23 protein-coding genes are annotated in these 25202 nt (G+C 65.3%); 21 read left to right on the plus strand and 2 right to left on the minus strand.

Annotated elements, in window-relative coordinates; translation table 11 throughout:
• Positions 1-19: 19 nt before the first annotated feature.
• From CA951_RS33220 to CA951_RS33260, 9 genes are all read left to right on the plus strand, one after another.
• Positions 20-2695 carry a helix-turn-helix transcriptional regulator gene (locus tag CA951_RS33220; RefSeq protein ID WP_087560929.1) on the plus strand — a complete coding sequence of 892 codons (2676 nt, stop codon included), beginning with the start codon at positions 20-22 and terminating at the stop codon, positions 2693-2695.
• Positions 2696-2907: 212 nt separating this feature from the next.
• Positions 2908-3963: an LLM class flavin-dependent oxidoreductase gene (locus CA951_RS33225; RefSeq protein ID WP_087560930.1), complete on the plus strand. Its 1056-nt coding sequence runs from the start codon at positions 2908-2910 to the stop codon at positions 3961-3963.
• A gap of 43 nt (positions 3964-4006) precedes the next feature.
• On the plus strand, positions 4007-4408 hold the full coding sequence (locus tag CA951_RS33230; RefSeq protein ID WP_087560931.1) for a nuclear transport factor 2 family protein: 402 nt from the start codon (positions 4007-4009) through the stop codon (positions 4406-4408).
• A complete protein-coding gene (locus tag CA951_RS33235) occupies positions 4401-5366 on the plus strand; it encodes an SDR family NAD(P)-dependent oxidoreductase (protein ID WP_087560932.1) in 966 nt (321 codons plus the stop codon). The genes CA951_RS33230 and CA951_RS33235 overlap by 8 nt, the downstream gene beginning before the upstream one ends.
• Before the next feature lie 108 nt (positions 5367-5474).
• Positions 5475-6410 (plus strand): cyclase family protein, encoded by a 936-nt coding sequence (locus tag CA951_RS33240; RefSeq protein ID WP_087560999.1) that lies wholly within the window; start codon positions 5475-5477, stop codon positions 6408-6410.
• A 96-nt stretch (positions 6411-6506) separates the two neighbouring features.
• Positions 6507-6998, plus strand: coding sequence for a flavin reductase family protein (locus CA951_RS33245; RefSeq protein ID WP_087560933.1), 492 nt, complete (start codon positions 6507-6509; stop codon positions 6996-6998).
• A 73-nt stretch (positions 6999-7071) separates the two neighbouring features.
• Positions 7072-7608: an acetyl-CoA carboxylase biotin carboxyl carrier protein gene (gene accB, locus CA951_RS33250; protein WP_087560934.1), complete on the plus strand. Its 537-nt coding sequence runs from the start codon at positions 7072-7074 to the stop codon at positions 7606-7608.
• 3 nt (positions 7609-7611) lie between these two features.
• Complete coding sequence (locus CA951_RS33255) at positions 7612-8976, plus strand: acetyl/propionyl/methylcrotonyl-CoA carboxylase subunit alpha (protein ID WP_087560935.1); 1365 nt, start codon at positions 7612-7614, stop codon at positions 8974-8976.
• Positions 8973-10439, plus strand: coding sequence for a carboxyltransferase (locus tag CA951_RS33260; protein WP_087560936.1), 1467 nt, complete (start codon positions 8973-8975; stop codon positions 10437-10439). Before CA951_RS33255 ends, CA951_RS33260 begins: the two co-directional genes overlap by 4 nt.
• A gap of 84 nt (positions 10440-10523) precedes the next feature.
• Here CA951_RS33260 and CA951_RS33265 read toward each other — a convergent pair whose 3' ends face one another.
• Both CA951_RS33265 and CA951_RS33270 read right to left on the minus strand, forming a co-directional pair.
• Positions 10524-12086: a class I adenylate-forming enzyme family protein gene (locus CA951_RS33265; protein ID WP_087560937.1), complete on the minus strand. Its 1563-nt coding sequence runs from the start codon at positions 12084-12086 to the stop codon at positions 10524-10526.
• A gap of 28 nt (positions 12087-12114) precedes the next feature.
• On the minus strand, positions 12115-12738 hold the full coding sequence (locus tag CA951_RS33270; protein WP_143543140.1) for a TetR/AcrR family transcriptional regulator: 624 nt from the start codon (positions 12736-12738) through the stop codon (positions 12115-12117).
• Between the two features lie 142 nt (positions 12739-12880).
• On the opposite strand from CA951_RS33270, the gene CA951_RS33275 reads away from it, so the two are divergent.
• The 12 genes from CA951_RS33275 to CA951_RS43610 all read left to right on the plus strand — a co-directional run bounded on the left by CA951_RS33275 (position 12881) and on the right by CA951_RS43610 (position 24993).
• Positions 12881-14008, plus strand: a complete 1128-nt coding sequence (locus tag CA951_RS33275) for an acyl-CoA dehydrogenase family protein (RefSeq protein WP_087560939.1) — start codon at positions 12881-12883, stop codon at positions 14006-14008.
• Between the two features lie 11 nt (positions 14009-14019).
• Complete coding sequence (locus CA951_RS33280) at positions 14020-14901, plus strand: acyl-CoA dehydrogenase family protein (RefSeq protein ID WP_179220401.1); 882 nt, start codon at positions 14020-14022, stop codon at positions 14899-14901.
• A gap of 40 nt (positions 14902-14941) precedes the next feature.
• Positions 14942-16228 (plus strand): MFS transporter, encoded by a 1287-nt coding sequence (locus CA951_RS33285; protein WP_087560941.1) that lies wholly within the window; start codon positions 14942-14944, stop codon positions 16226-16228.
• Positions 16229-16337: 109 nt separating this feature from the next.
• A complete protein-coding gene (gene ribA / locus CA951_RS33290; RefSeq protein ID WP_087560942.1) occupies positions 16338-17603 on the plus strand; it encodes a GTP cyclohydrolase II in 1266 nt (421 codons plus the stop codon).
• Positions 17604-17650: 47 nt separating this feature from the next.
• A complete protein-coding gene (locus tag CA951_RS33295; protein ID WP_236581495.1) occupies positions 17651-18433 on the plus strand; it encodes an SDR family oxidoreductase in 783 nt (260 codons plus the stop codon).
• 70 nt (positions 18434-18503) lie between these two features.
• Positions 18504-19178 carry a 3-oxoacid CoA-transferase subunit A gene (locus CA951_RS33300; RefSeq protein ID WP_087560944.1) on the plus strand — a complete coding sequence of 225 codons (675 nt, stop codon included), beginning with the start codon at positions 18504-18506 and terminating at the stop codon, positions 19176-19178.
• 1 nt (position 19179) lies between these two features.
• Positions 19180-19824 (plus strand): 3-oxoacid CoA-transferase subunit B, encoded by a 645-nt coding sequence (locus tag CA951_RS33305; RefSeq protein WP_087560945.1) that lies wholly within the window; start codon positions 19180-19182, stop codon positions 19822-19824.
• Positions 19821-21821: a 3-hydroxyacyl-CoA dehydrogenase NAD-binding domain-containing protein gene (locus tag CA951_RS33310; RefSeq protein ID WP_087560946.1), complete on the plus strand. Its 2001-nt coding sequence runs from the start codon at positions 19821-19823 to the stop codon at positions 21819-21821. The genes CA951_RS33305 and CA951_RS33310 overlap by 4 nt, the downstream gene beginning before the upstream one ends.
• Positions 21818-22681 carry a cyclase family protein gene (locus CA951_RS33315; RefSeq protein ID WP_087560947.1) on the plus strand — a complete coding sequence of 288 codons (864 nt, stop codon included), beginning with the start codon at positions 21818-21820 and terminating at the stop codon, positions 22679-22681. The genes CA951_RS33310 and CA951_RS33315 overlap by 4 nt, the downstream gene beginning before the upstream one ends.
• Positions 22682-22704: 23 nt before the next feature.
• Complete coding sequence (locus CA951_RS33320) at positions 22705-23553, plus strand: enoyl-CoA hydratase-related protein (protein WP_087560948.1); 849 nt, start codon at positions 22705-22707, stop codon at positions 23551-23553.
• Complete coding sequence (locus CA951_RS33325) at positions 23553-24770, plus strand: acetyl-CoA C-acetyltransferase (protein ID WP_087560949.1); 1218 nt, start codon at positions 23553-23555, stop codon at positions 24768-24770. Before CA951_RS33320 ends, CA951_RS33325 begins: the two co-directional genes overlap by 1 nt.
• A gap of 52 nt (positions 24771-24822) precedes the next feature.
• Positions 24823-24993, plus strand: coding sequence for a hypothetical protein (locus CA951_RS43610; protein WP_179220402.1), 171 nt, complete (start codon positions 24823-24825; stop codon positions 24991-24993).
• Positions 24994-25202 lie beyond the last annotated feature (209 nt).

Consider the following 25202-nt stretch of genomic DNA (forward strand, 5'->3'; position numbering starts at 1 on the left):
CACCCGAAGGGTGGGTTTAATGACAACGACGTCGAAGAGTGCACCCCGTTCCATCACCGACCCGTGGCCGTTGATCGGTCGGACGGCGGAGGTCGAGGACGTGTGCGCTCGTATTCGAGCGAAGCGCAGTGTGCTGCTCGCGGGTCCGGCCGGCGTGGGCAAGAGCCGTCTTGCCGGTGAGGTACTCGACGTGCTGGTCCGGGAGGGTGTGCAGACGGTGCGCATCAGCGCCACCACTGCGAGTTCGGGCATCCCCTTGGGGGTGTTCGCCCCGATCCTGCCCACCTCGGCGTGGGCGGGAAAGAGTGGCGCGGTCAACGACCGGGCCGACCTGCTCAGCCGGTGTGCCAACACGCTGGTCGAGCAGTACCTGCCGGCGCGGCTCGTGTTGCTCGTCGACGACATCCACTTGGTGGACGACATGTCCGCGACGTTGCTCTACCAGCTGGCAGATACCGACCGGGTGACCATCCTGGCCACCTACCGCACCAAGGAAACCTCCCCCGAACACGTGGTGGGCCTCTGGAAGAACGAACTCGTGGACCGCCTCGACGTCGAAGGGCTGGAAACCGGCCACATCCAGGAGATGATCAGACGCGCACTCGGCGGCCCGGTGGACGACGCCACCATGGCGTACCTCGCGGGCAAGGTGCAGGGCAACATGTTGTTCTTGCGCGAGCTGGTGATCAGCCTGTACGAACGCGGCACCTTGCGCGAAGACAACGGCATCTGGCGGTTGCAGGGGGAGTTCGAGGCAACGGATCGGCTGGTGGAGTTGGTGACCAGCCGCATCGGCGTCCTCACCCCGGACGAGCACACTTTGCTGGCATATCTGGCGTTCGGGGAACCGCTCGCCCTGCCCGAGATCGAACGGCTGAGCACCATGGAGTGCGCACACCAGCTCGAGCAGAAGGGTCTGGTGGTCACCGAGGTAGGCGGCACCGACCTCCAGCTGCGCACGGCGCACCCGCTCTACAGCGAGGTGCTCCGCGGCAGCCTGCCGCTACTGCGGTCGCGGGAGCTGGTGCGCCGGCTGGCGGACACCCTCGAGCACGGCGGCCCGCAGACCGACCAGCGACTCATGCGAATCGCGGAATGGCGTCTGCTCGGTGGTGGCGGGGACCCGCGGACGATGCTGGCGGCGGCGCAGATCGCGCGGTGGCACTACGACTTCGGCCTCGCCGAACGCATGGTGTCGGCGGTGTTGAGCGTGGAAGCGAACTTCGACGCTCGCATACTCCGTGCCCAACTCGCAGGACTCCGCGGCAACACGCGGGAATCGGCGCGCCTGCTGTCGGCTCTCGCCGACGCCGCGGGCAGTGTGGACGAGGTGTTCCGCGTCGCGGTCGCCAGGCTGGACCACCGTGCGATCTACGCAGGCACAGTAGAGGAGGGGCTCGACGTTGCGTACGAGGCCGAGCGCGCTTTGGCCGGTACCCCGTACGTCAACGACATCGCCGCACGCCGTGCGGCGCTGATCCTCGGCAAGGAAGGCCCCGCCGGCGCAGTTGCTCTCACCGAGAGCCTGTTGCAGGAGGCGACCGGGTCTGCCCTGGTGTGGGCATGTATGCCCGGGGCATACAGCCTCGCCCGCACCGGACGCATCGCCGACGCACTCGACGCCGCTGCGCTCGGCCATCGTGTTCAGCTCGAGCTGGACGAGCCGATGGACTGGTACCCGTGCATGCATCGCTTCTACGAGGCGGAGGCACATGCCCACGCCGGGCGGTTCGACAGAGCCGAGGAGATCGGGCGAATCGAATACCGGGCGGCGGTGGACCAACAGGCCATCGAAGCGCAGGCGCTGTTCTGCTGGCAACGCGCAAAAACGGTGGCCGACTGCGGTAACCCGCATCGTGCAATCCGGTTGCTGTTGACCGCGATCTCGATCTACCGGCAACTGGGACGTCCCCAGTTCGCCCAGTTCTGCGATTACTACCTGGCCATGGCGCAGGCCATGGCGGGGGCCCCGGAGGAGGGAAGGAAATACCTGACGGATCTGGACAGTTCCGGTCTGCCCTCGACCTGGTTCATGGGGGTCGATCCCATTCACTCGTCCGGCTGGGTGAACGCCTTGTCCGGTGACCTTCGTCGAGCGCACGCCGACTTCGAGCGGGCGGTCGCCGAGGGGTGCAGGATCGGTGATCTGGTCGGCGCGATCGCGGCGGCTCACAGCCTCGCTCGCACCGGCGCACCGCGTCGTGCCCGGGAGTTGTGCACGTCGCTGTCACGGGCTATCGAGGGCGACCTCGTGTCGGCGCGGGTGGCACACATCCACGCTCTCGACGCCGTCGACCCGGAGGAACTGGGCGAGGTGAGCGAGCGCTTCGAACGGATGGGTGCAACACTGCTCGCCGCGGAAGCGGCGGCGGATGCTGCGCCCATCTGGCAGAATCGCGGCGACCGACGACGCGCCACTGCGTGCCGTCTGCGCGCCAACGTCCTGGCCGGAAAGTGTGAGAATCCGGTCACGCTGTCGCTGAGCAGTGCCGACTGGAGCTCGAAACTCACTGTGGCGGAGAAGGAAACCGCACTACTCGCGGCGTCCGGTCGATCCAACAAGGCCATCGCCACCCAGCTGTCCATATCGGTCCGCACCGTCGAGAACCGGCTCCAGGGCGTCTACGTGAAGCTGGGCATTCACGGTCGGCACGAACTCCCGGGAGTGGTCTCGGAGTACACAGAGACCGACTGACTCCTGCCCGGGGATTTTTGCGGCTCCCATGCGGGGTCGTGGCTTCATTGCGCGGTGGACCTCTATCGCGTTGCTCTCCAATCGTTTTCACACCGCGGCTGCCGACGACCAACCGATTCGAGAAATTTTCGCCGACCCCTTGTCTAACGACCGGTTGGTGGTATGGTGGCCATCACACACAGAGCGTGACCATTCGCTGAAAGGTAAACCCCGTGAAGTTTGCGATGTTCCAGACCCCGTTCATGCGCCCGGAGCGCACCCCTCGACAGGTCTTCGACTTTGCGGTCGACCAGGCCATCGAGTGCGACCGCCTCGGATTCACCGAGTACTGGATCGGCGAGCACGCCACCATGTCGTGGGAGTCGATCGTCAGCCCCGAACTCGTCATCGCGGCGTCGGCCCGCGACACGCAGAACATCAAGCTGTGTCCCGGGGCCCACCTGCTGCCGTACCACAATCCGGCCACCCTGGCTGCTCAGGTCGCCTGGATGACGCACGTGACCGAGGGGCGCTACATCCTCGGCATCGGTTCGGGCGGTTACCCCAGTGACGCGAAGCTGCGCGGCTTCAAGGACATGTCGACCAACCACAAGCGCACCACCGAGGCGCTCGAGATCATGAACAAGGTCTGGGAGAGCAAGCCGTTCCAGTTCGACGGCGAGTTCTACAGCGCCGGCTACCCGGAGAACGACGAGCACCACGAGTACCGGAGCACCGCTCCCTACGGTGGCAAGGTCGAGATCGGACTCGCCGGATTGTCCCCCAATTCGCCGTCCCTGTCGTTCGCGGGCCGCAACGGGTACAACGCGCTCTCGGTGTACGCCGGCGAAGCAGCCATCGCCAATCACTGGAACACCTACGAGAAGGCGGCCAACGAGGCCGGTATCACGGTCGACCGCGACAACTTCCGCGTCGTGCGTGACATCATCGTCGCCGACACCGACGCCGAGGCCCGCAAGCTGGCCGTCGAAGGTGGCATCGGCAAGGCGTGGATGGAATACCTCGTCCCCGTGTACAAGCAGTTCGGCCTGCTCCAGGCGATGCTCCCCGACATGGACATGGCCGACGTCACCATCGACGACATCGTCGAAAAGGTCTGGATCGTCGGTTCGCCCGACACGGTCGCCGAGAAGCTCAACTCCGTCTGCGAGGCGACCGGCGGCTGGGGCACCACGCTCGTCTACGGCCACGACTACCTCGACGACGTCAAGCCGTGGAACTACTCGCTCCAGCTGCTCACCGAAGAAGTCGCTCCCAAGCTGGGCTGACGGCACGACCACATCGAAGATCCGAAACGAGAGGAGGTCCACGATGACCACACAGACATCGAGTGCCCGGACGTCGCCGGCGGTTGCCGTCGTCGAGAAGTTCATCGAGGCCTACAACAGCGGCGACGTCGCCGCCATCCTCGAAGTCAGCGCCCCTGACCTCGAGGTCGAGCACCACAACCGCGGCGTCAAGCTCGACAGCGCCCAGGCGTTCGCCGATCTACTCGCATCCTTCGCCGGAGCGTTCCCGAACAAGCACTTCGAGAACCGTCGCGCACTGCATGTCGTGGACGACAACACCGTCCTCGTCGAGCAGTCGTGGGTGGCAACCGCGATCGCGGACGTGCCGGGCTGGGCCCAGACCGGTGAAACGGTGCGCCTCGATCTGTGCACCCGGTTCACGGTCGACAACGGAGTCATCACGGAGTACCACGACTATGGCTGACAGCCGTACGGAGATGCGCTTCGACGGTCAGGTCGTCGTCGTCACCGGGGCCGGTCGCGGCCTCGGTCGCGACCACGCGCTGCAATTCGCTGCTCGCGGAGCTAGCGTCGTGATCAACGACCTCGGTGTCGAATCGGGCGGAGACGGCACCGATGTCAGCGTTGCACAGACGGTCGTCGACGAGATCGTCGCTGCCGGAGGAACGGCGGTCGCCGACACACACAGTGTCGCGGACGCAGAAGGTGCCGCCGCCGTAATCGCCACGGCGACCGAAGCGTTCGGACGGGTAGACATCCTGGTCAACAACGCCGGCATCATCTCCTACGGATTGTTCGGAGATCTCACCGACGACCAGTGGCATCGGATGCAGTCGGTCACGGTCGACGGCGCCTACTTCATGTCCCGAGCCGCATGGCCCGTGTTCCGTGCTCAGGGCAAGGGCGTCATCGTCAACACCACGTCGAATGCAGGATTCGCGGGGTGTCCGCAGCTGAGCCACTACGGTACCGCGAAGCTGGCGGTCGCAGGCCTGACCAAGAGCCTCGCGCTCGAGGGTGAAGAGCTCGGAATCCGCGTCAATGCCATTGCACCGATGGCCATCACGCGGATGAACCGGGATGCGTTCTTCAGTGGTGCCGAGCAGGAGTCCGCGGACTGGCAGGAAGAACTCCGCAGCGGAAAGATCCCGATGGGGCCGTCCGAGGTGGTCTCGCCCACCGTGCTGTGGCTCGCACACGAGTCGACGACGGTGAACGGTGAGATCTTCAGTACCTCGTCGGGAAAGGTCGCGCGGGTTGCGTTCGTCGTGGGGGAGGGCTGGTTCGATCCGAACCACACGCCCGAAGATCTTCGCGACAACGTCGACACGATCCGCGAGCTCGGCGACTACATCGACCCGAAGTCGACCGGCGACGAACTGGCGGTCATCCCACCCCTGTTCGCAGCACAGGTTCACTGAAAATCCTCGACTGCACCCACGTCGGCCCGTCCTGCCCGCTCTGCGGTCCGGGCGGGCCGATTCTGGTTTCCGCGGTCACGGTTCGACACGAGAGAAATGAACGCAGAAATGACTGATCGGCAAGAACCACGTTATGACGAACTTCCCGAACTGGGAACGCTCGGCGTCCGGCACAGCTGGGGGGTGTTGCCTGCGGAGTTCGGAACGCTCGACCGGCTCGACGAGGAGTCCGTGACCCGCGGTGCGCGGTCGGTGTCGACAGGGCGGACGTTCGGCCTGTCCCTCCCGTTGTCGACGTTCGAGCCGCCATTGTTCGACCGCCCGAGCGTGAAGCACCAGGTCTTCGAGGCCGGGCGGAACACCTTCGAGGACAATATCGATTCGTTCAATCCGCAGTCGGCGTCGCAGTGGGACGGCCTGGGGCATGTCCGTGCCCGTGAGCACGGATACTTCAGCGGGATCACCGACGACGGTGAGGCATGGAGCGCGCTCAGCGTGCACCATTGGTCGCGCCGCGGGATCGTGGGCCGGGGTGTTCTGCTCGACGTTGCCGGTCATTTCGAGCGGACCGGTACCGAGTGGGATTCGTTCGCCGGCTCGACCCTGCAGGTGACGGATCTCGAAGCGGTTGCGCAGGCGCAGGGAGTGACGTTCGAGGCGGGCGACATCTTGTGTGTGCGCACCGGCTGGGCTGCGGAGTACCGCGCACGCAAGGCGGCGGGGCGAGACATGTCGACCGCCGGTGACCGATTCTCCGGGCTGTCCGCAGCCGAACCGATGGCGCGATTCTTGTGGGATTCCGGATTCGCGGCGGTGTGCACCGACAATCCGGCGGTGGAAAGCGCGCCCGGCAATCGTGAGGACGGGTCTCTGCATCGCCGACTGATCCCGGCGCTCGGTTTCGTCCTGGCCGAACTGCTGGACTTCGACGACCTGGCATCCCACTGCGCAGAACGCGGACGCTGGGACTTCTTGTTCACCGCGGCACCTCTGCCTTTGGAGGGAGCGGTGAGCTCTCCGGCGAACGCGGTCGCGATCGCGTGACCCCCATTGACGGGTGAGGTCGGAATCACATACAGTGAATCTACCAACCAATCGTTTGAATAGCAGCTCTACTGCACGTCACGAAGGGGCCAATACATGAACCAGCCGATCATCGACGCAGCCGAGTTCCGGCGCGTGCTCGGTCACCTTCCGACCGGTGTCGTGGTCGTGACGTCGACCGTTGACGGAGCGCCCGTCGGTATGGCCTGCAACTCCTTCACTTCGATCTCGCTCGACCCCGCACTCGTCGGCTTCAGCGTCGCGCACACGTCGAGCACGTGGCCGCCGATCCGGACGGTAGGCAAGTTCTGCATCAACGTTCTTGCAGAGGATCACGCAGACCTCACGCGCAACTTCTCGCGCAAGGGGATCGACCGTTTCGAGGGAATCGATTGGGAGATGCGCGCGAGCGGTCCAGGGCTCGGAGGGGCTGTCGCCTGGATCGACTGCACCTTGTGGCGCGAGTACGAGGCGGGCGATCACATGATCGTGCTCGGCAAGGTCGAGGCCATCGAGGCTGCGCCGGACGTGTCGCCCCTGGTGTTCTGCAAGGGCGCCTACGGGGCCTTTGCGACAGCCCTCAACTGACGCGATCGCCGAAACAAGTACACGACTTCGAACACCCATTCCCGTCGGTCGGGATAGTTACCAGGAGAAACACATGAGCCTGACTCATCAGGAGATCAGAGAGATCGTCCTCGCACTGCAAGGATCCGAGTGGGATCAGGCAGTGGTGACGGTCGGGGACGTTCGCATCGCCCTCGGACGCAACGGCACCGATCTGTTGCCGGCAACGGCAGCGGCACCGGCCAACGGTGCCAGGGCAGCCGCACCCGTATCGGTGCCGGTCGCCGTACCGGCTTCTGCTCCTGCGCCCGAACCGGCACCCGCACCGGTCGCGGTGCCTGCTCAACCCGCGGCCGCACCGACGCCGAACGCGCCGGACGTCGACGGCCACGTGGTGACGGCCCCGAGCGTCGGCGTCTTCTGGAAGGCCCCGCAACCAGGACAGCCGCCGTTCGTCGAGATCGGTTCCGAGGTGAACGCCGGCGATACCCTGTGCATCGTCGAGGTCATGAAACTGATGAACAACGTCACCGCCGAGGTTGCCGGCACCATCGTCGCGATTCACCAGGACAACGCCACTCAGGTCGAGTTCGGAACCCCGCTGTTCACTATCGCTCCCCGGGGTGCATGAGTCGTGCGCAGAGTACTGATCGCCAACCGCGGCGAAATCGCGGTACGCATTGTCCGTGCATGCTTCGACGAGGGGATCGAGAGCGTTCTCGCGGTCTCCGATTGCGACCGGGACTCTCTGGCCGCACAGCTCGCCGACCGGATCGTGGTCATCGGCCCGAGTTCGGCGTCCGACAGCTACCTTTCCGTCGATCGCATCGTCGCGGCGGCACTCGCCGCGGACTGCGATGCCATCCACCCCGGCTACGGCTTCCTCTCGGAGCGAACCGATCTCGTCGAGGCGTGCGCCGAGAGCGGCGTGACGTTCATCGGCCCGCCGGCCGAGGTCATGCGCAGATCGGGTGACAAGCTCACCGCGCGCCATACCGCGAACGAACTGGGTATTCCCACCGGATCGGGAACCGCCGGTCTGCTGACCGTCGAGGATGCCCTCGCTGCAGCCGACGAACTGAACGACTATCCACTTCTGCTCAAGGCGTCCGCCGGCGGCGGTGGCCGCGGCATGACGGTGATCCGGAGCCGGGACGACGTGCAAAAGCACTTCTCGCGGTCGAGCAACGAGGCCGAGCGCGCTTTCGGCGACGGCACCATCTATCTGGAACGGTACGTGGAGTTCGCCCGCCACGTCGAGGTGCAGATCATGGCCGACACTCACGGCAACGTCTGTCACCTCGGCGAACGAGACTGTTCCACGCAGCGTCGCTACCAGAAGCTCGTCGAGGAGGCCCCCGCCGTCGGGCTTCCGCAGGACCTGCTCGAGCGCGTACGCAATGCCGCCGTGGATCTCGCAAAAGGCCTCGGATACGTCGGGGCAGGGACCGTGGAGTTCCTCGTCGACACCGAACGCAACGACTTCGTGTTCCTCGAGGTCAACGCGCGTGTGCAGGTCGAGCACCCGGTCACCGAGATGGTGACCGGCGTCGACATCGTTCGCGAGCAGCTCCGCGTCGCTCGAGGCCTTCCGCTGTCCTTCGGTCAGGACGATGTGACACTCGTCGGACACGCCATCGAGTGCCGGATCAACGCCGAGGACGCACGGAACAACTTCCTGCCCTGTCCCGGGCGTATCGACCATTGGGTCGCGCCACAGGGCAAGGGTATCCGCGTCGACACCTATGCATTCTCCGGTGCCACGATTCCACCGTTCTACGACTCCATGATCGCAAAGCTGATCGTCCACGCGGACAGCCGAGAGGACGCGATCGACTTGATGGGGCGCGCCCTCGGGAAGCTCCGCGTCGAGGGAGTGCCTACCACCGTGGCGCTGCACTCCGCCCTCATGGCGGACAAGGCATTCCAACACAGTCCCGTCACCACCAAATGGCTGGAGAACGAGTTCCTGCCGACCTGGGAGGAGCAGATCTCATGACAACGATCGAGTTCGTCGACCAGACACTGCGAGACGGGCAGCAGAGCCTGTGGGGCTTGAAGATGCGCCCGCATCACGCAGCGGACGCCCTGGAACACCTCGACCGCGCAGGCTACCGCGTGGTGGATCTGACCGGACCCGGCATGTTCACGGTGCTGCTGCGCACGTTCAAGGACGACCCCTGGGCTGCAACGGATTTTCTCACCCAGGGACTGAAGAACAATGTGGTCCGCTGCGGCATGCGCACCATCAGCGTCATCGGGTTCAACCACACGCCCGATTCGATCATCGATCTGTGGATCCAGACGCTGATCAAGCACGGAGTGACGAGCTTCTGGATCTACGACTGCCTCTACGACATGCCGACCATGTATCGGCTCGCGAAGGTGATCCACGACAACGGAGGTGTCGCCGTTCCGGCCGTCATGTACGGACTGACCGGCGCGCACGACGACGAGTTCTTCGCCCAGCGAGCCAAGGAAATGGCGTCGTGGGAAGGCGTGCAGAGCATCTACATCGAGGACGCCGCCGGCGTGCTCAAGCCCGAACGGGCTGCGACGCTGCTGCCTGCGATCCGCGCCGCCACCGGCACGATTCCCCTGGAGTTGCACTGCCACAACACCACCGGTCTCGCACCGCTGAACTACATCGAGGGCATCAAGGCAGGGTTCACGATCCTCCACACGGCATCCCGGCCGATGGCCAACGGACCGTCGCTGCCATCGACGGAGGCGATGACCACCATCGTCGAGTCGATGGGACACACACACGGACTCGACAAGTCGACGTTCGGACCCGTGGCGACCAACTTCGAGTGGGCCGCGCGTGATGCCGGCTTCGAACCGTCGGTGCCTGCCGAATACGACCCGAGGATCTACGACCACCAATTGCCTGGTGGTATGACCGGAACGCTGATCAGTCAGCTGCAACAGCACGGTATGGCCGACAGGTTCCCCGCAGTGCTCGAGGAGATTCCCCGGGTGCGTCAGGAACTGGCATCTCCGATCATGGCGACCCCGTTCAGCCAGTTCGTCGGCATCCAAGCAGTCCTGAACGTCGTGACGGGGGAACGCTACAAGCTGATCCCGGACGAGGTCATCCGATACGCGATGGGTCACTACGGACCACTGATTCGCAACGTCGATCCGGCAGTGATGGACAAGATTCTCGACTCGTCGAGAGCCAAAGAGTTCCAGGGCTGGGTCCGTCCGCAGCCCAGCCTCGGCGAGATCCGGTCGAAGTTCACGCCGGGTATCAGCGACGAAGAGTTGCTGATGCGATTCATGACGTCCGACGAGGAAGTCGACGCGATGCTCGCCGCCGGTCCGATCCGGACCGACCCGCGGCGGAGCGAGAACGAGATCGTCCGCACCATCCAGGACATCGCCCGCGGTGCAAGCGATGTCACGTCGTTGTCGATCGCTCAGCCCGGTTGGTCGGTCGACGCCTGCAAGAATCACTGAGAAGCAACACATCGGACCGACGACGAAGCCCCCGAGCAATCGCTCGGGGGCTTCGTCGTCAGCCAGTGCGCGGCCGTGGTGGGACTACGCGGACAGCACCAGATCGCGGACCACGTTCCGTCGGATCTTCAGACTCGTCGTCCGGGGAAGGGCGTCGACGATCACGAGCCTGGTGGGCTTCTTGTACGACGCGAGGGTGCGCCGCGAGTAATCCTGCAGTTCTTCGAGGGTGAGTGCTGCACCCTCACGGAGGGCGACGACGGCAACTACCGATTGTCCCCAGCGCGGATGTGGCGCGCCGACGACGGCGCACTCGGCCACCGCCGGGTGGCCGGAAATGGCGGTCTCCACTTCCGACGGGTAGACATTCATTCCGCCGCTCACGATCAGATCGGTGCGCCTGTCGCTGACGTACACGAATCCAGCCGCGTCCATGCTTCCGAGATCGCCGGTGTGATACCAGCCGTCGACGAGGGCAGCGGCGGACGCATCGGGCATGTTCCAGTAGCCGCGCATCAGTGACGGTGACCGGACGACGATCTCGCCGACGGACGAACCGTCGCGGGGTAGTTCGCTGCCCGCCTTGTCGACGACCTTCACGTCGGTTCCCTCCACGGCCCGGCCGACGGATGCGAACGGATCTGCCGCAGGGCCGACGGGTTCGAAGTCCCCGGGTCGCGTGGCGGTGATCAAGCCCCCGGAGTTCTCGGTCATGCCCAAGCCTTCGATCAAGGTGTCGCCCAGAACGTCGTACAGCAGGCGCAACTTGTCCGGGCCTGCTTTCGACGCCGAGTGCAGCACGCAGCGGAGGCCGGCGATGCGGGGGCGCGACGCCCCCGCGGCCCGGGCGAACTCCTCGATCAGGGGCGACGGTATGTAGGTGAACGTGACCCCGTGGCGCTCGATGGTGTCGATCAGTTGAGCGACCGACCACTTCCCGAGAATGACGACGGTTCCACCGAAGCGGAGGTGGGTGAGAACGTGGGCAGGCACCGTCGCGACGAACGACATCGACCCGGTGAGCGCGCAGACGCTCCGTTCGGGCAGCCGGTACGCGCGGTTGTTGGATTCGGCGATGGCGGCGACACTGCGGTGCGTCATGACAGCACCCTTCGGTCTGCCGGTGGTGCCACTGGTGTATCCGATGATGAACGGATCGTCGCCGTCGACCGGTGTCGTGACCTCGGGCAGCGCGCTTCCGTCGCGGACGAGGGAATCGAATGCGACGGTGCCGGTGGGAGCATCGTCCGGAATCGGGCCGATCGCCACCGACGCCGCGTTCTGGACGGACAGTGAGCCGGCGATGTGCGCGTGATCTGCGCTCCACACCACGATGCGCGGAGTGCAGTCGTCGACGAGGACGGACGCCTCGGCCACCGTGAGACGCGTGTTGATCGGGACCATGATGGCACCGAGCCGCGCAGCCGCGAGGTACAGCTCGACGTACTCGATACCGTCGTCGACGATCGCGGCGATCCGGTCACCGTGGGTGGCGCCGAGGCGCGACAGCGATCGGGCGAGCGCGCGTACGGTCTGTGACAGGTCGGCATAGCTCCGAGTGCGCCCGTCCGGTGCCACGAGGGCGACGTGATCAGGCTGGTGGGAGGCGTGTTCGTCGACGCACTCGGCGATGGTGATACAGGTCATGGGAGTCTCTCGGGGGAGAGAGCCCCGGTCAGGGGCTCATGGATTTGATGGTCATCTGGGCGAACTGCCGGGTGATGGCCTTGTCGGAGAGCCGCCGTTGCGAGCTCGGCTTGTGCCAGGTCGGCACACTGTTCAGGGAGCCCAGGATGAAACGGATGGACAAGCGGAGATCGACATCTTCGATTGCACCGCTCTTCTGGGCACGCTTGAGCAGGTTGTACAAATGCTGCTCGAATCGACGTCCGGCGGCCTCGACCTCTTCCAGACGCTCACCTGTCAGGCGCCGTCCTTCGTTGAAGTAGATCGCGACGCGCTCGACATTGTCCAAGTACCACTGCATGAGCTCTTGGAGGAGTTCGTCCAGTTCGTCGAGCGGATCGAGGCCCTTGGCCGACACCCTGTCGAAAATCAACTCGGACTGGATGTGCGACTCCTTCATGATGCGGAGAAGCAGATCTTCCTTGGAGTCGAAGTAGTAATACAGGCTGCCCTTGAGGACACCCACCTCGTTCGCCACATCCTGAAGGGATGCGCCTGAGTAACCCTTCTCGTAGAAGATGCGGACCGCGGCCTCCATCACTTCGGCATCGCGATTTCGGCGCTCGCCCTTTGCTGGGCGAGGCGTGGTTGTCGAACTCGAACTTCTTGGCACTGGAATCCCCTCAGCTGCGCTGATGCAACCGTACGTTTGGTGGATATCTTATGTGGCTCTTGACACAGTGTCGAATCGATTCTAGCTTATCTAACAATCGTTTGGGAGATTAAGTCCCCGACTACGAACGGAGTGTCAACACGTGACGCACAAGGTTTCAACCACTTCTGGCTCCGCATTCGCGCAGGAGGCAGGGACCTGGCTGCAGGAGAACGTGCCACGCAGATGGCGCGAGCACCGCGGGACGCTGGACGAGCACGAAGCGATCGATATCCGACGCCAGTGGGATCGCCAGCTGTACGAAGCGGGGTACTCGGGCCTGTCGCTGCCCAAGGAGTTCGGCGGTCAAGGACTCGGCCTCGCCGAGGAGGTGGCGTTCAGCGAGCTCGCCGCGCAGGCCCAGGCCCCTGACGGTCTCGCTCGCATCGGCAGGATCCTCACCGCCCCCACATTGATCGCCCACGGCACCGAACAGCAGCGGGAACGATTCCTGCCGCCGATCCTGCAGGGACTGGAGACGTGGTGCCAGGGGTTCTCCGAACCCGGTGCCGGATCCGATCTCGCCGGCGTCAGCTGCCGCGCGGACAAGGTCGACGGTGGCTACGAGATCACGGGCCGCAAGATCTGGACCAGTTTCGCCGCCTACTCCGATCGGTGCCTGATGCTCGCCCGGACGAGCCCGGACGCACCCCGGCACAAGAACCTGTCGATGTTCCTGCTCGACATGAATCAGCCCGGTGTCGACATCGGCGTCATCAAGCAGATCTCCGGCGGCACGCACTTCGCGGAGGTGCACTTCGACCGTGTCTTCGTCTCCGACGACGAGCTGATTGCCGAGGAAGGCTCCGGATGGCGGGTCGCGATGACGACCTTGATGAACGAGCGCGGCGGCGTCGAGGCGGCCAGTCGCTACGTGGAGATGCGGGCCGACATGGACCTGCTCCTCACGATGTGCGGCGACGATCCGCGTCGTGCCGACGTTCTCGCCGACCTCGACCGGCGCACCGAACTGGTGCGCTGGCAGATCTCCAAGGCCGTGCACCTCGAGGACAACGAGGCCGAGTTCGTGCGTGCCACGTCGATTCTGAAGGTCCTGTGGAGCGAACTGTGGCAGGAGATCACGGCCGTCGGCCTGCGGTACGCCACAGCTGCCCACCGAGAGCACTGGCGATACCAGTATCTCGAGAGCCGGTCGGCATCGATCTTCTCGGGCACGTCCGAGATCCAACGAAACATCATCAGTGAACGAGTTCTGGGGCTGCCGCGATGACCACCGTATCCATGACCGAAGCGACCGACATGGGAACCGCTGCCGCCGAGGGGCTTCGCGAGATCCTGGAGAAGAACGTCGGAAGCCGCAACATCGCCACGTTCGCCGAAACGGAATCGCCTGTCTCGTGGGACGCACTGGTCCGAGCCGGCTGGGTGGAGATCGCCGACGACTCGGGTGAGGACGGACTCTCGCTCCGCGACCTCGTCGAGGTCGTGCGGGTCTGGGGTGCATTCTGTGTGCCGTTGCCGCTGGTACCTACGCTCGTGACGCGCAGGCACAGCGCCGCTGCTCGGGAGTTCGACGGACCCGTCACGCTGTCGGTGCCGACACCGCAGACGACCGCCGGCTGGGGTGCGGTGCCGTTCGGGCAGCGTACCGACATCGGTGTTCTCGATTCGTTCGACGGTGGAACCGTAGTGCCGGTCCCTGAGTCTTCCGTGGTGAATTTCGCGCCGACGCTCGGGGCCGCCGAGATCCCGTGGACCACGACGACGACCGACGCTCCCGCACGGGAGCTGGCTGTGCTCTGGGCGGCGGAGGCCGCCGGCATCGCGCGCACCCTCGTCACCATCAGCGTCGAGTACACCCGCGATCGCCAGCAGTTCGGCAAGCCCATCGGGTCGTTCCAGGCGGTCAAACACATTCTCGCCGACGCACACATTGCCGCCGAACAATCCGACACCTCTGCGCTGTGGGCGGCTGCCGATCAGGCGCGAGCGTTCGAGGTCTCGGCGCACGCGATCGAACAGGCCGTCGACGTGGCCGAGCGTGCCATCCAGGTACACGGCGGCATGGGGTTCACCTGGGAAATGGGGCTGCACTTCTATCTGCGCCATCTGCTCACACTCCGTGACCTCGTTGCCGGGCTCGCCGAATCCCACCGTTCCTGACGTCCGGCACTGGACGCTCCCTTCACGCGAGGACTCCGACATGGATCAGACAGTTTCGGCGACGTCCGCACTCGACGGCGTCGTGAACGGCCGGCGCGCCGCCTTCGCGGGTGGCGTCGGCACGATGATCGAAGGGTACGACTTCAGCATGTACGGCTACATGGCCGTCATCGTCGCCCCATTGTTCTTCCCGTCAGACAACGAGGTCAGCTCGCTTCTGTTGACACTGTCGGTGTTCGCGGCGGCATATGCCGCGCGCCCACTGGGCGGAATCGTGTTCGGGTACGTGGGTGATCGCGTCAGCAGACGTGCCGCCCTGATGACGACACTGCTCTGCATGGGCCTCTCCAGCGCGGCGATCGGAACGCTGCCGACGGCACTCGCCATCGGACCCGCCGCATCGGTAGCCCTCGTGTGTCTGCGCCTGCTGCAAGGCTTCTCGGTAGGGGGCGAAGTCGCCGGCGCCGCAACGCTGGTGTCCGAAGCCGCACCCGAAGGTCGTCGCGGCCGCTACGGCGCCATGAACCCGTTCGGTGCCACACTCGGCTTCGCACTGGCATCCGCGGTGGCGGGCCTGGTGTCGTTCCTGACCACCGACGAACAGATGGCGTCCTGCGGTTGGCGGATCCCGTTCCTCGTGGCGCTGCCGCTGGCAGGAATCTGCCTCGCGTTGCGCCGATCGCTCGTCCATCAGCCCGCAGGCGAGAACGTCCGTCCGGCATCGTCGCCGGTGGCGGCCGTGCTGAAGCGCTGGCGGAAGCCGCTGCTGCAATCCTCCGGGGTCAGCCTCGCGGTGAACGGTTCCGCCTACTTCGGTCTGACGTACCTGAGCATCCACCTGATCACCGAGCTGGGTTATCCCAAGACCGGCGTCTACTGGATCACCACGGTGGTGGTGGCGATCTCGGCGTTCCTGATGTTGCTGACGGGACGACTCGGCGACCGCATCGGATTGTCGGGTCTCGCGCTCATCGGTCTGGCCGGGTTCTTCGCGGTCACCGCCGGTGCCATGGCACTGATGGGCATGGGCAGCCTTCTCGTCGCCGGCATCGCATTCATGGCGATCATGGTCAACTCGTCGTTTCTGCAGGTGGCCGGCTATTCGATGATTCCGGAGTTGTTCGGCCCGGAGGTCCGGTACACGGGCACCGCGCTGGGCTGGAACATCGGCGTGGTGGTCGCCGGGGGCACCGCACCCGTGGTGTGCGTGTGGCTGGTCGAACGGACCGGCAACGCCCTCTCGCCTGCGCTGTTCGTCATGGGCGTGTGCGCCGTGGGTGCGCTCGCGGTGCTTTCCGTGCGTCGATCGCAACGAGTGCCTGCCTGATCCGATCGAGCTGTTGTCTCGCGGTGTGATGCACGCTACAATTCAAACGACCGGTTGGTGGTTTAGTTCTCGACGCGCGACTGCCGACCCTCGCAGAAAGGCGGAGGACATGGATTCGGAACACTCGGTCGAATCGGCTGTTGCGACACTCGCGAGAGGCGGGATGGTGGTGGTCGCGGATGACCATGACCGCGAGAACGAAGGCGATCTGGTGATGGGCGCCGCCGCGATGACCGACGACGCGATGGCGTTCTTCCTTCGCCACGGCAGCGGCATCGTGTGCACACCGATGACCGCACGCCGTGCCCGCCAACTCGAACTCCCGCTCATGGTCGCGGCGAACAAGGACCGGATGGGGACCGCCTTCACGGTCACCGTCGACGCCGTCGACGCGGGAACGGGCATCTCCGCGGCCGACCGGGCCACCACGGTCCGCGCGATCGCAGACCCCGGCACCGCGCCGTCCGGCCTGACCCGGCCCGGCCACATGTTCCCGCTCATCGCGCAGGACGGCGGCGTTCTGGTTCGCGGCGGGCACACCGAAGCGAGTGTCGACCTCATGACGCTCGCCGGCGAGTCCGAGCCGACCGCCGTGATCACGGAACTCGTCGGCGACGACGGCGTCCCGATGTCCGGAACGGCACTGACCGAATTCGCGGCACGATGGAATCTGCCGTTCATCACCGTGGCGGACCTGGTCGCATATCGCAGCCGCCGCGACTCGCCGATCGAGCCCTCGCCCGAAGCGGCGGTCGCGCCCGTGTCCAGTGCGCGCATCGACACCGATTACGGCACCTTCACGGCGCACGTGTTTCGCGATCGCGCGGCGGGTGTCGAGCACGTCGCGCTCGCCATCGGACTCGAGACGCCGCCCACCGCCGCGGTGACGGTTCGCGTGCACAGCGAATGTCTCACGGGCGACGCGTTCGGCTCGCGCCGATGCGACTGCGGCCCACAGCTCCAGGACGGACTCCGGGCGATCGCGGCGTCCGGCGAAGGAGTGCTCGTGTACCTGCGTGGCCACGAAGGACGCGGAATAGGTATTGCCAACAAGCTCGCCGCGTACGCGCTGCAGGAGAAAGGCGTCGACACCGTCGACGCGAACATCGAACTCGGGCTTCCGGTGGATGCTCGCGACTACGACTTCGCAGCCCGGATCCTGCGCTACTTCCGCATCGAGTCCGCAGACCTGATCACCAACAACCCGCAGAAAGTGGAAGCCCTCGAGCGCTTCGGAATCGCCGTCCGGCGCCCGGACGACTCACCAGTGCACTGGGGGTCCCACAACGTTCACTATCTACAAACCAAGCGCGAGCGCATGGGTCACATCCTCCCGGAGACACCGCACGAGTTTCTGCAGTGCAAATCGGTCTGAAGACCTACCGCACAAGTAATTCCGACATCAGATGAAAGGCAATCGCCATGAACGCTGTTCCACCCGCATACGCCCGCATGGACCTCTCGGGCAGGAGCCTGCTCGTAACGGGCGCGGGCAGCGGAATGGGGCGTGAGGCCGCGTTGCTGGCCGCCGGTCGAGGAGCCTCCGTCACGGCGGTGGACATCGATGGCGACGGGGGTGCGGCGACAGTCGCGGCGATCCTCGACGCTGGTGGACAGGCGCAGTTCGTGCGAGCCGACATCACCTCGGAGAACGAGGTGCAGGCAATGGTCCAGAGCGCTGTCGACGCCTACGGAAAGCTCGACGGCGCGTTCAACAACGCAGGGATCATCGGTCCGATCGGGAAGCTCGCCGACTTCGACTACGACAAGTGGGCGTCAGTGGTCGACATCAACCTGAGCGGCGTGTTCCACTGCATGAAGTACGAGATCCCAGCGATGCTCGCGGCCGGCGGAGGCGCTATCGTCAACACCGCCTCCACTGCCGCGGCCATCGCGTATCCCAATCTTCCCGCTTACGTTGCGAGCAAGCACGGCGTCCTCGGTCTCACCCGCCAGGTCGCGCTCGACTACGCAGGCGACAACATCCGGGTCAACGCGGTGCTGCCGGGATCGACTCTGACCCCGCTCGCGGAGGCAGCGTTCGCCGATCCGGAAGTGAAAGCGAAAGCCGAAGCCGCGCAGCCTATCGGCCGTCTCGGCCGCCCGGAAGAGATCGCGGAGATGGCTCTCTGGCTGCTCTCCGATGCGGCGTCCTTCTGTGTGGGATCCGCGTTCTTCGTCGACGGCGGCGTCAACGCGGCCTGACGGGAACGGATCGACTGTCAGAGGAACGACGACGCCGCAGCATTCGCGGCCACCAAGTGAAAGTTGTGAGATGAACAAGCAGGTCGGAACTCCCGAAGAGGCGATAGCCGGCATCGAGGACGGATCCACGGTCATGATCAGCGGCTTCGGGCCGCCCGGGCAGCCGGTGACGTTGATCGAGGCGCTACTCGACGCCGGCGTCACGGATCTGACGGTGATCAACAACAACGCAGGCGCCGGGGGCGAGGCCATCGGCCAGCTCTTTGCCGCCAAGCGGGTGCGCAAGGTGGTCTGTTCGTTCCCCAAAGCGATCGGCTCGACCATTTTCGACGAGCTGTACAACGCGGGTGAGATCGAGCTCGAACTCGTGCCCCAGGGCACGATCGCAGAACGTATCCGGGCAGCAGGTGCGGGCATCGGCGGATTCTTCACCCGCACCGGATACGGCACCGAACTGGCCGAGGGCAAAGAGGTTCGCGAAATCGACGGCAAAGGCTACGTCTTCGAGACACCCCTGTTCGCCGACGTCGCCCTGGTGAAGGCGCGAGCCGCCGACCGGTTCGGCAATCTCGTGTACCGCAAGACGGGCCGCAACTTCGGCCCGGTCATGGCCACTGCGGCGACACTGACCGTCGCCGAGGTCGATGAAATGGTTCCGGTGGGTGACCTCGACCCGGAAGCGATCGTGACCCCGGGAATTTTCGTCGACCGCATCATCTGCGACTCCTCCCTGAAGGGACACTGACATGGTTCTGTCTCGCAAGGACATCGCGTGCCGCGTCGCGCAGGACATCCCCGACGGTTCGTACGTCAACCTCGGCATCGGAATCCCCACTCTCGTAGCCGACTTCATACCCGACGGCCGCGAGGTCATCCTGCATACCGAAAACGGGATGCTGGGAATGGGTCCCGCGGCCGAAGAGGGCAGTGAGGACCAGGATCTCATCAATGCCGGCAAGATCTATGTCACCGAAACTGCTGGTGCCTCGTATTTCCACCACGCCGACTCCTTCGGAATGATGCGCGGCGGACATCTCGATGTCTGCGTGATGGGTGCGTACCAGGTGTCGACACGGGGTGACCTCGCGAACTGGCGCACCGACAATCCGTCCGTCATCCCCGGGGTCGGCGGCGCGATGGACCTCGCCGCCGGCGCGCGACGGGTGTTCGTCATCATGGACCTGTTCTCCCGCGCAGGTGAGTGCAAACTTGTGCGTGACTGCACCTACCCCCTCACGGGGCCGGGCTGCGTCGAGCGCGTCTACACCGATATCGCACTGTTCGAGACAGGCCCGGACGGAGCGCGTGTGCTGGAGATATTCGACGGAAGCGACCTCGAGTCGCTGCGCGAACGCACCGGTCTCGAACTGATCGACGGGCGCGCATCGTGATCGTCGAAACCGAGGTGACCAACGGCGTCGCCGTGCTCACCATCGACAACCCGCCCGTCAACATGGGTAACGCCGCGTTGCGCAGTGCGCTCGCCGATGCGCTCGACAGCGTGGCAACACAGCGCGGACTGACCGGTGTCGTCCTCGCCTCGGCGGGCACACACTTCTACGCGGGCTCCGACATCTCGGAGTTCGATCGTCCGATGCAGGTTCCGCAACTGCCGGACGTCATCGCCCGGATCGAGAAACTCGACATTCCCGTGGTCGCGGCGCTGACCGGTCTGGCGCTCGGCGGCGGTCTGGAACTCGCGCTGGGCTGCGACGCCCGGATCGGCGATTCGACGGCGGTCGTGGGTTTTCCCGAGGTCACGCTCGGCATCCTGCCCGGTGCGGGTGGCACGGTCCGCACGGCACGGCTTCTGGGCGTACCCTCCGCCATCGACCTGGTCGCGTCGGCGCGACGCGTCAAAGCCGAGGAGGCCCTCTCATTGGGACTGCTCGACGAGGTCGTTCCTGCCGACCTACTGCTCGCGCGGGCTGTGGAGCGTGCGGCCACCCTCGGAGTGAAGAACCGCCTCGTCGACCGGCCGGCACCGGAATCCAGCGAGACCGCGGTGGCGGACGCGCGTGCGTCGGTGAGCCGTCGTGCGCGACCGAACGTGCTCGCCGCCGTCGACATGGTCTGCGCCGGAGCGTCTCTCGACGGTAGGGAGGCCCTGCGACGAGAACGTGCACTGTTCGACGAATTCCGAGTCACGGATGAGGCCGCGAACCTGCGGTACCTGTTCTTCGCGAAGGGCCGGGCCGCCAAAGCGGTGCGGTCCCGCACTCCGGCACCGCAGATCACGACGATCGGCGTCGCGGGTGCCGGAACCATGGGCGCCGCACTCGCCGGCGCATTCGCCGCTCGCGGGTACGAGGTGATCGTATTCGACAGCAATCGCGCCGCGCTCGATCGTGTGGCGGATCGCACCGGGATCTCGGCCACCGATTCCATCTCGGACCTCGGCAGTGCCGACGTGGTGGTCGATGCGGTGTTCGAGGACATGGACGTCAAGAAGTCGCTGTTGCGCGAGATCGAACCACACCTGCCTGACACCGCTGTGATCGTCAGTAACACGTCCTACCTCGACCTGAACGAGATGGCATCGGTTCTCACCGTGCCGCAGCGTTTCGCCGGCCTGCACTTCTTCAACCCGCCGGACCGTAACCCCTTGGTAGAAATCATTCGGACGGCGACAACCGACGAGCGGACGCTCGCAGTGTTGTCGGCGCTCGTCACGCGGTTGGGTAAGACCCCGATACCCGCTGGAATCGGCGACGGCTTCGTCGCCAATCGCGTGTATGCCGACTATCGCACGCAGGCCGAATTCCTCGTCGAGGACGGCGCATCACCCGCCGAGGTGGACGCCGCACTGGTCGAATTGGGCTTCGCGATCGGTCCCTTCGCGGTGGCCGACATGTCGGGCCTCGATATCGCGTGGGCGCGACGCAAACGCCTGGCCGGCACTCGCGACCCGCGACAGCGATACGTCGACATCGCAGACCGACTCTGCGAAGCAGGCAGGTTGGGCAAGAAGACCGGGGCCGGTTGGTACGACTACCCCGACGGCGCCAAGCGCGGTGTCGTCGATCCCCGGGTGGACACGATCATCGCGAAGGCGCGCGCCGAGGCGGGTGTCACCACGCGCACCATTTCCGGCGACGAGATCCGCGACCGCGTGTTGGCGTCGATGGTGTGCGCGGCAGCCGGCCTCGTCGGGACCGGTATCGCCGAGCGCGCCTCCGACATCGACGTGGCGCTCACCGAAGGCTTTGCCTTCCCCGCCAGGCTCGGCGGACCGATACGTGCTCTTGCACAAAGAGACCGGGCCGAGGTGGTTTCCGCCCTGGAATCGGTGTACCGCTCCTGCCCGGTGTCGTTCGCAATCGCCGAGTCGGCAACCGCCGGCGAAATACCTGAAGCAATCGAGAAAATCCTGGAGGCCGTCCGATGACGCAGAAGGACAATGTCGCACTGGCGACACCCCTCACCCAGAACTGGGGAGGCAGCACGTGGGACGGTACGGTCGATTGGCCCCAGGGCAGCACCCGTGCGTACGACCTCGCCGTTCTGCTCGAGACCGGCATGACCCACCACGCCGCGCATCCGCCGTTTTCGTACGCGCTGGTGAAGAAGCACGGCGAGCATCCCTACCCGGGTGGCATCTCGTCCGCGATGGAGATGCTCACGATGGGTGCGCACGTCGGCACCCATGTCGACGCGCCCGGCCATATCTCGTTGGACGGATGCATCTTCGGCGGCCGGGAAGTCGACGGCGAACAGCGATCCTATGACGGTGTTTCCATCGGATCGGTCGAAGAGCTTCCGCCATTGATCGGCCAGGGCCACCTGGTGGACGGGGAACGTCTCTTCGGCCGCGAGCTGACACCGGCGGACGGATTCGGCGCAGAAGAACTCGATGCCTGGTTCGCCGACCGCCGACAGCCGGAACAGGGTTCGATCGTCGTCTTCCGCACCGGATGGATGAAGTACTGGGCGGACAGCGACAAGTACCTGGGGATCGGCACCGGGCTGCCGGGCGTCTCGATCTCGGGCGCACGTTGGCTGTCCGAGCGCGGAGTGCGGGCCGTGGGCAGCGACACCGTCAACTTCGAGCACAAGCCGAGCTTCACCACCCCCGCGCTGGACGTCCACGTGCACATGCTCGTCGATTCCGGCATTCCGATCATGGAGTCCCTGTCGCTCGAGGCGCTGGCCGCCGACCGCATCGACGATTTCTTCTTCGTCGCGTCGGCGCTCCGCATCAAGGGCGGCACGGGTTCGCCCATACGTCCACTCGCTTTCGTCGCTTAGTCGTCTTCCGAAGGATCACTCACATGAACGACGCTCCTCTTCTCGTCGAACACGACGGCCACGTCGTCTGGCTGACGCTCAACCGTCCCAAGCGCCTCAACGCCATGGACGACCTGCTGCTCGAGATGCTCGAATCCACGTTGAAGGAACTCGCGCAGAGCGATGCCCGGGTAATCGTGCTTCGCGGCGCCGGACGCGCCTTCTGCTCGGGCTACGACATCGCGCCCGATTCCTCCGAGGTCGGCTACGCCGCCGAGCGCACCGCCATCCAGGACCGCGACCGTCTCCTGTCGAACGTCGAACGATTCACCCAGATCTGGCGCCAGCCCCAGCCCGTCATCGCGGCCGTCCACGGCGTCTGCGCGGCGGGGGGAACCCAGCTTGCGTCCCTCTGCGACATCACGATCGTCGCCGACGACACGAAGATCATGGCGTCGCCCGCCCTGCCGCTCGGCGGCGGCTACATCTCGCCGCTTTGGGAGCATCTGGTCGGACCCAAGCGCGCCAAGCTGATGAGCTTCGACGCCGGCCACATCATCAGCGGCAAGACAGCCGCCGAGTGGGGATGGGCCGCGGAGTCCGTTCCGGCCGAGGATTTCGACGAGCACGTGCGTCGCACAGCGCATTCCATTGCACGCACGCCGCTCGAACTCCTCAAGCTCAAGAAGGAAGCGGTGAACCGTGCCGCCGAGACGTCCGGTCTGCTCAGTTACATGCGGATGGGAGCCGAGACCGACGCCCTGCTGCACGTGACTCCCGAAGTGCACGAGTTCCAGTCCTGGATCAAGGAAGACGGCCTGAAGGGCGCGATCAAGCGATTCAACGCCGACTTCAACGCCGCCTTCGATACGACGGAAATGGTGAAGAAGTAGTGCCCGAGGCAGTCATCGTCGCCATCGCCCGCTCGCCGATCGGACGCGCCGGAAAGGGGTCACTCGTCGGCATCCGCGGCGACGACCTCGCCGCTCAAATGGTGGGCGCGGCGTTGGCGCAGATCCCCGAACTCGACCCGCGCGATGTCGACGACCTCGTGCTGGGGTGTGGACTGCCCGGCGGTGAGCAGGGCTTCAACATTGCTCGCAGCGTTGCCGTCCAGTTGGGATACGACAGCATCCCCGGAACGACGGTCAACCGTTACTGCGCCTCGTCGGTACAGTCGACCCGCATGGCCCTGCACGCGATCAAAGCGGGCGAGGGCGACGTATTCATTTCTGCCGGAGTCGAACAGGTAACTCGCACAGCGCAGGGGAGCCCGGATACGTTCCCGGACACGCACAACCCCTTCTTTGCGGATGCCGAACGCCGCACCACCGAACCCGCAGCAGGTGGACGAACGTGGAGTGATCCGCGAGCCCAAGGCCTGCAGCCCGACGTCTACATGTCGATGGGGCAGACTGCAGAGAACGTCGCCCAGCTCGCGGGAATCTCGCGCGAGGAACAGGACCGCTGGGCGGTCCGGAGCCAGAACCTCGCCGAGCAGCACATCGCCACAGGTCATTTCGCGCGCGAGATCACCCCGGTGACGTTGCCTGACGGGACGACCGTCGACGCCGACGACAGCCCTCGGCCCGGGACGACCTACGACAAGATCAGCGGGCTGAAGCCGGTCTTCCGGCCCGATGGAACCGTCACCGCCGGCAACGCGTGCCCATTGAACGACGGTGCGGCCGCGGCTGTCATCATGTCCGACACGAAAGCCAGGGAACTCGGACTGACGCCGTTGGCCCGGATCGTTTCCACCGGTGTGTCCGGCCTGTCCCCGGAGATCATGGGCCTCGGACCGGTCGAAGCCTCGCGGCGCGCCCTGGCAACAGCCGGCCTGACCATCGACGACATCGACCTCGTCGAGATCAACGAGGCATTCGCCGTCCAGGTGATCGCATCGGCACGCGACCTGAAGATCGACGAGGACAGGCTCAATGTGGCGGGCGGTGCCATCGCGTTGGGTCATCCGTTCGGAATGACCGGCGTGCGGATCACTGCGACACTGCTGAACAACCTGACCGCCCGCGACAAGACTTTCGGCCTCGAGACCATGTGCGTCGGGGGAGGACAAGGGATGGCAATGGTGGTGGAGCGACTCTCCTGAGCACCGATCGCGGAGGTGCTGCGAAAAGTACATAACCCCGAGACGAGGGAACATGGTCACGCTATTCCTGCACGCCGTCACCGCGTGCACCCAGCTTCTGCTGCAGTCCTTCCACTTGCCAGACGGTCAGGTGCAGGCCGGCTTGACCAGAGCCGCGCAAATTCATGCGCATACCCGGGAAATCGCGTTCCACGCACACATGATGGAGATCGTCGACCAGTAGCGGCGCAACGACGTCATTGAACGGACGTGCGCAACACGAGCAGAACGATGCCGCCGAACAGTGTTCGGCGGCATTGCTGTACCTCGGGCAGGACCGCCGACCGCGACGAAACGGACTGCGTTGGAAACCCCGGCGACACACGGTGCTGTGTCGCGGCAGGTCGATTGTTCGGTGACCAGGCCGGGGAGTTCGGGTGTGCGCGTACTCGA

Origin of the sequence: Rhodococcus sp. NCIMB 12038 (assembly GCF_002165735.1) — a bacterium.
Lineage (GTDB): Bacteria > Actinomycetota > Actinomycetes > Mycobacteriales > Mycobacteriaceae > Rhodococcus_F.

Coding starts and splice junctions, on each gene's coding strand:
- CA951_RS33220 (WP_087560929.1), top strand. CDS start 20: ATGACAACGACGTCGAAGAGTGCACCCCGTTCCATCACCGACCCGTGG.
- CA951_RS33230 (WP_087560931.1), top strand. CDS start 4,007: ATGACCACACAGACATCGAGTGCCCGGACGTCGCCGGCGGTTGCCGTC.
- CA951_RS33235 (WP_087560932.1), top strand. CDS start 4,401: ATGGCTGACAGCCGTACGGAGATGCGCTTCGACGGTCAGGTCGTCGTC.
- CA951_RS33240 (WP_087560999.1), top strand. CDS start 5,475: ATGACTGATCGGCAAGAACCACGTTATGACGAACTTCCCGAACTGGGA.
- CA951_RS33245 (WP_087560933.1), top strand. CDS start 6,507: ATGAACCAGCCGATCATCGACGCAGCCGAGTTCCGGCGCGTGCTCGGT.
- accB (WP_087560934.1), top strand. CDS start 7,072: ATGAGCCTGACTCATCAGGAGATCAGAGAGATCGTCCTCGCACTGCAA.
- CA951_RS33260 (WP_087560936.1), top strand. CDS start 8,973: ATGACAACGATCGAGTTCGTCGACCAGACACTGCGAGACGGGCAGCAG.
- CA951_RS33265 (WP_087560937.1), bottom strand. CDS start 12,086: ATGACCTGTATCACCATCGCCGAGTGCGTCGACGAACACGCCTCCCAC.
- CA951_RS33280 (WP_179220401.1), top strand. CDS start 14,020: ATGACCGAAGCGACCGACATGGGAACCGCTGCCGCCGAGGGGCTTCGC.
- CA951_RS33285 (WP_087560941.1), top strand. CDS start 14,942: ATGGATCAGACAGTTTCGGCGACGTCCGCACTCGACGGCGTCGTGAAC.
- ribA (WP_087560942.1), top strand. CDS start 16,338: ATGGATTCGGAACACTCGGTCGAATCGGCTGTTGCGACACTCGCGAGA.
- CA951_RS33295 (WP_236581495.1), top strand. CDS start 17,651: ATGAACGCTGTTCCACCCGCATACGCCCGCATGGACCTCTCGGGCAGG.
- CA951_RS33300 (WP_087560944.1), top strand. CDS start 18,504: ATGAACAAGCAGGTCGGAACTCCCGAAGAGGCGATAGCCGGCATCGAG.
- CA951_RS33305 (WP_087560945.1), top strand. CDS start 19,180: ATGGTTCTGTCTCGCAAGGACATCGCGTGCCGCGTCGCGCAGGACATC.
- CA951_RS33315 (WP_087560947.1), top strand. CDS start 21,818: ATGACGCAGAAGGACAATGTCGCACTGGCGACACCCCTCACCCAGAAC.
- CA951_RS33320 (WP_087560948.1), top strand. CDS start 22,705: ATGAACGACGCTCCTCTTCTCGTCGAACACGACGGCCACGTCGTCTGG.
- CA951_RS43610 (WP_179220402.1), top strand. CDS start 24,823: ATGGTCACGCTATTCCTGCACGCCGTCACCGCGTGCACCCAGCTTCTG.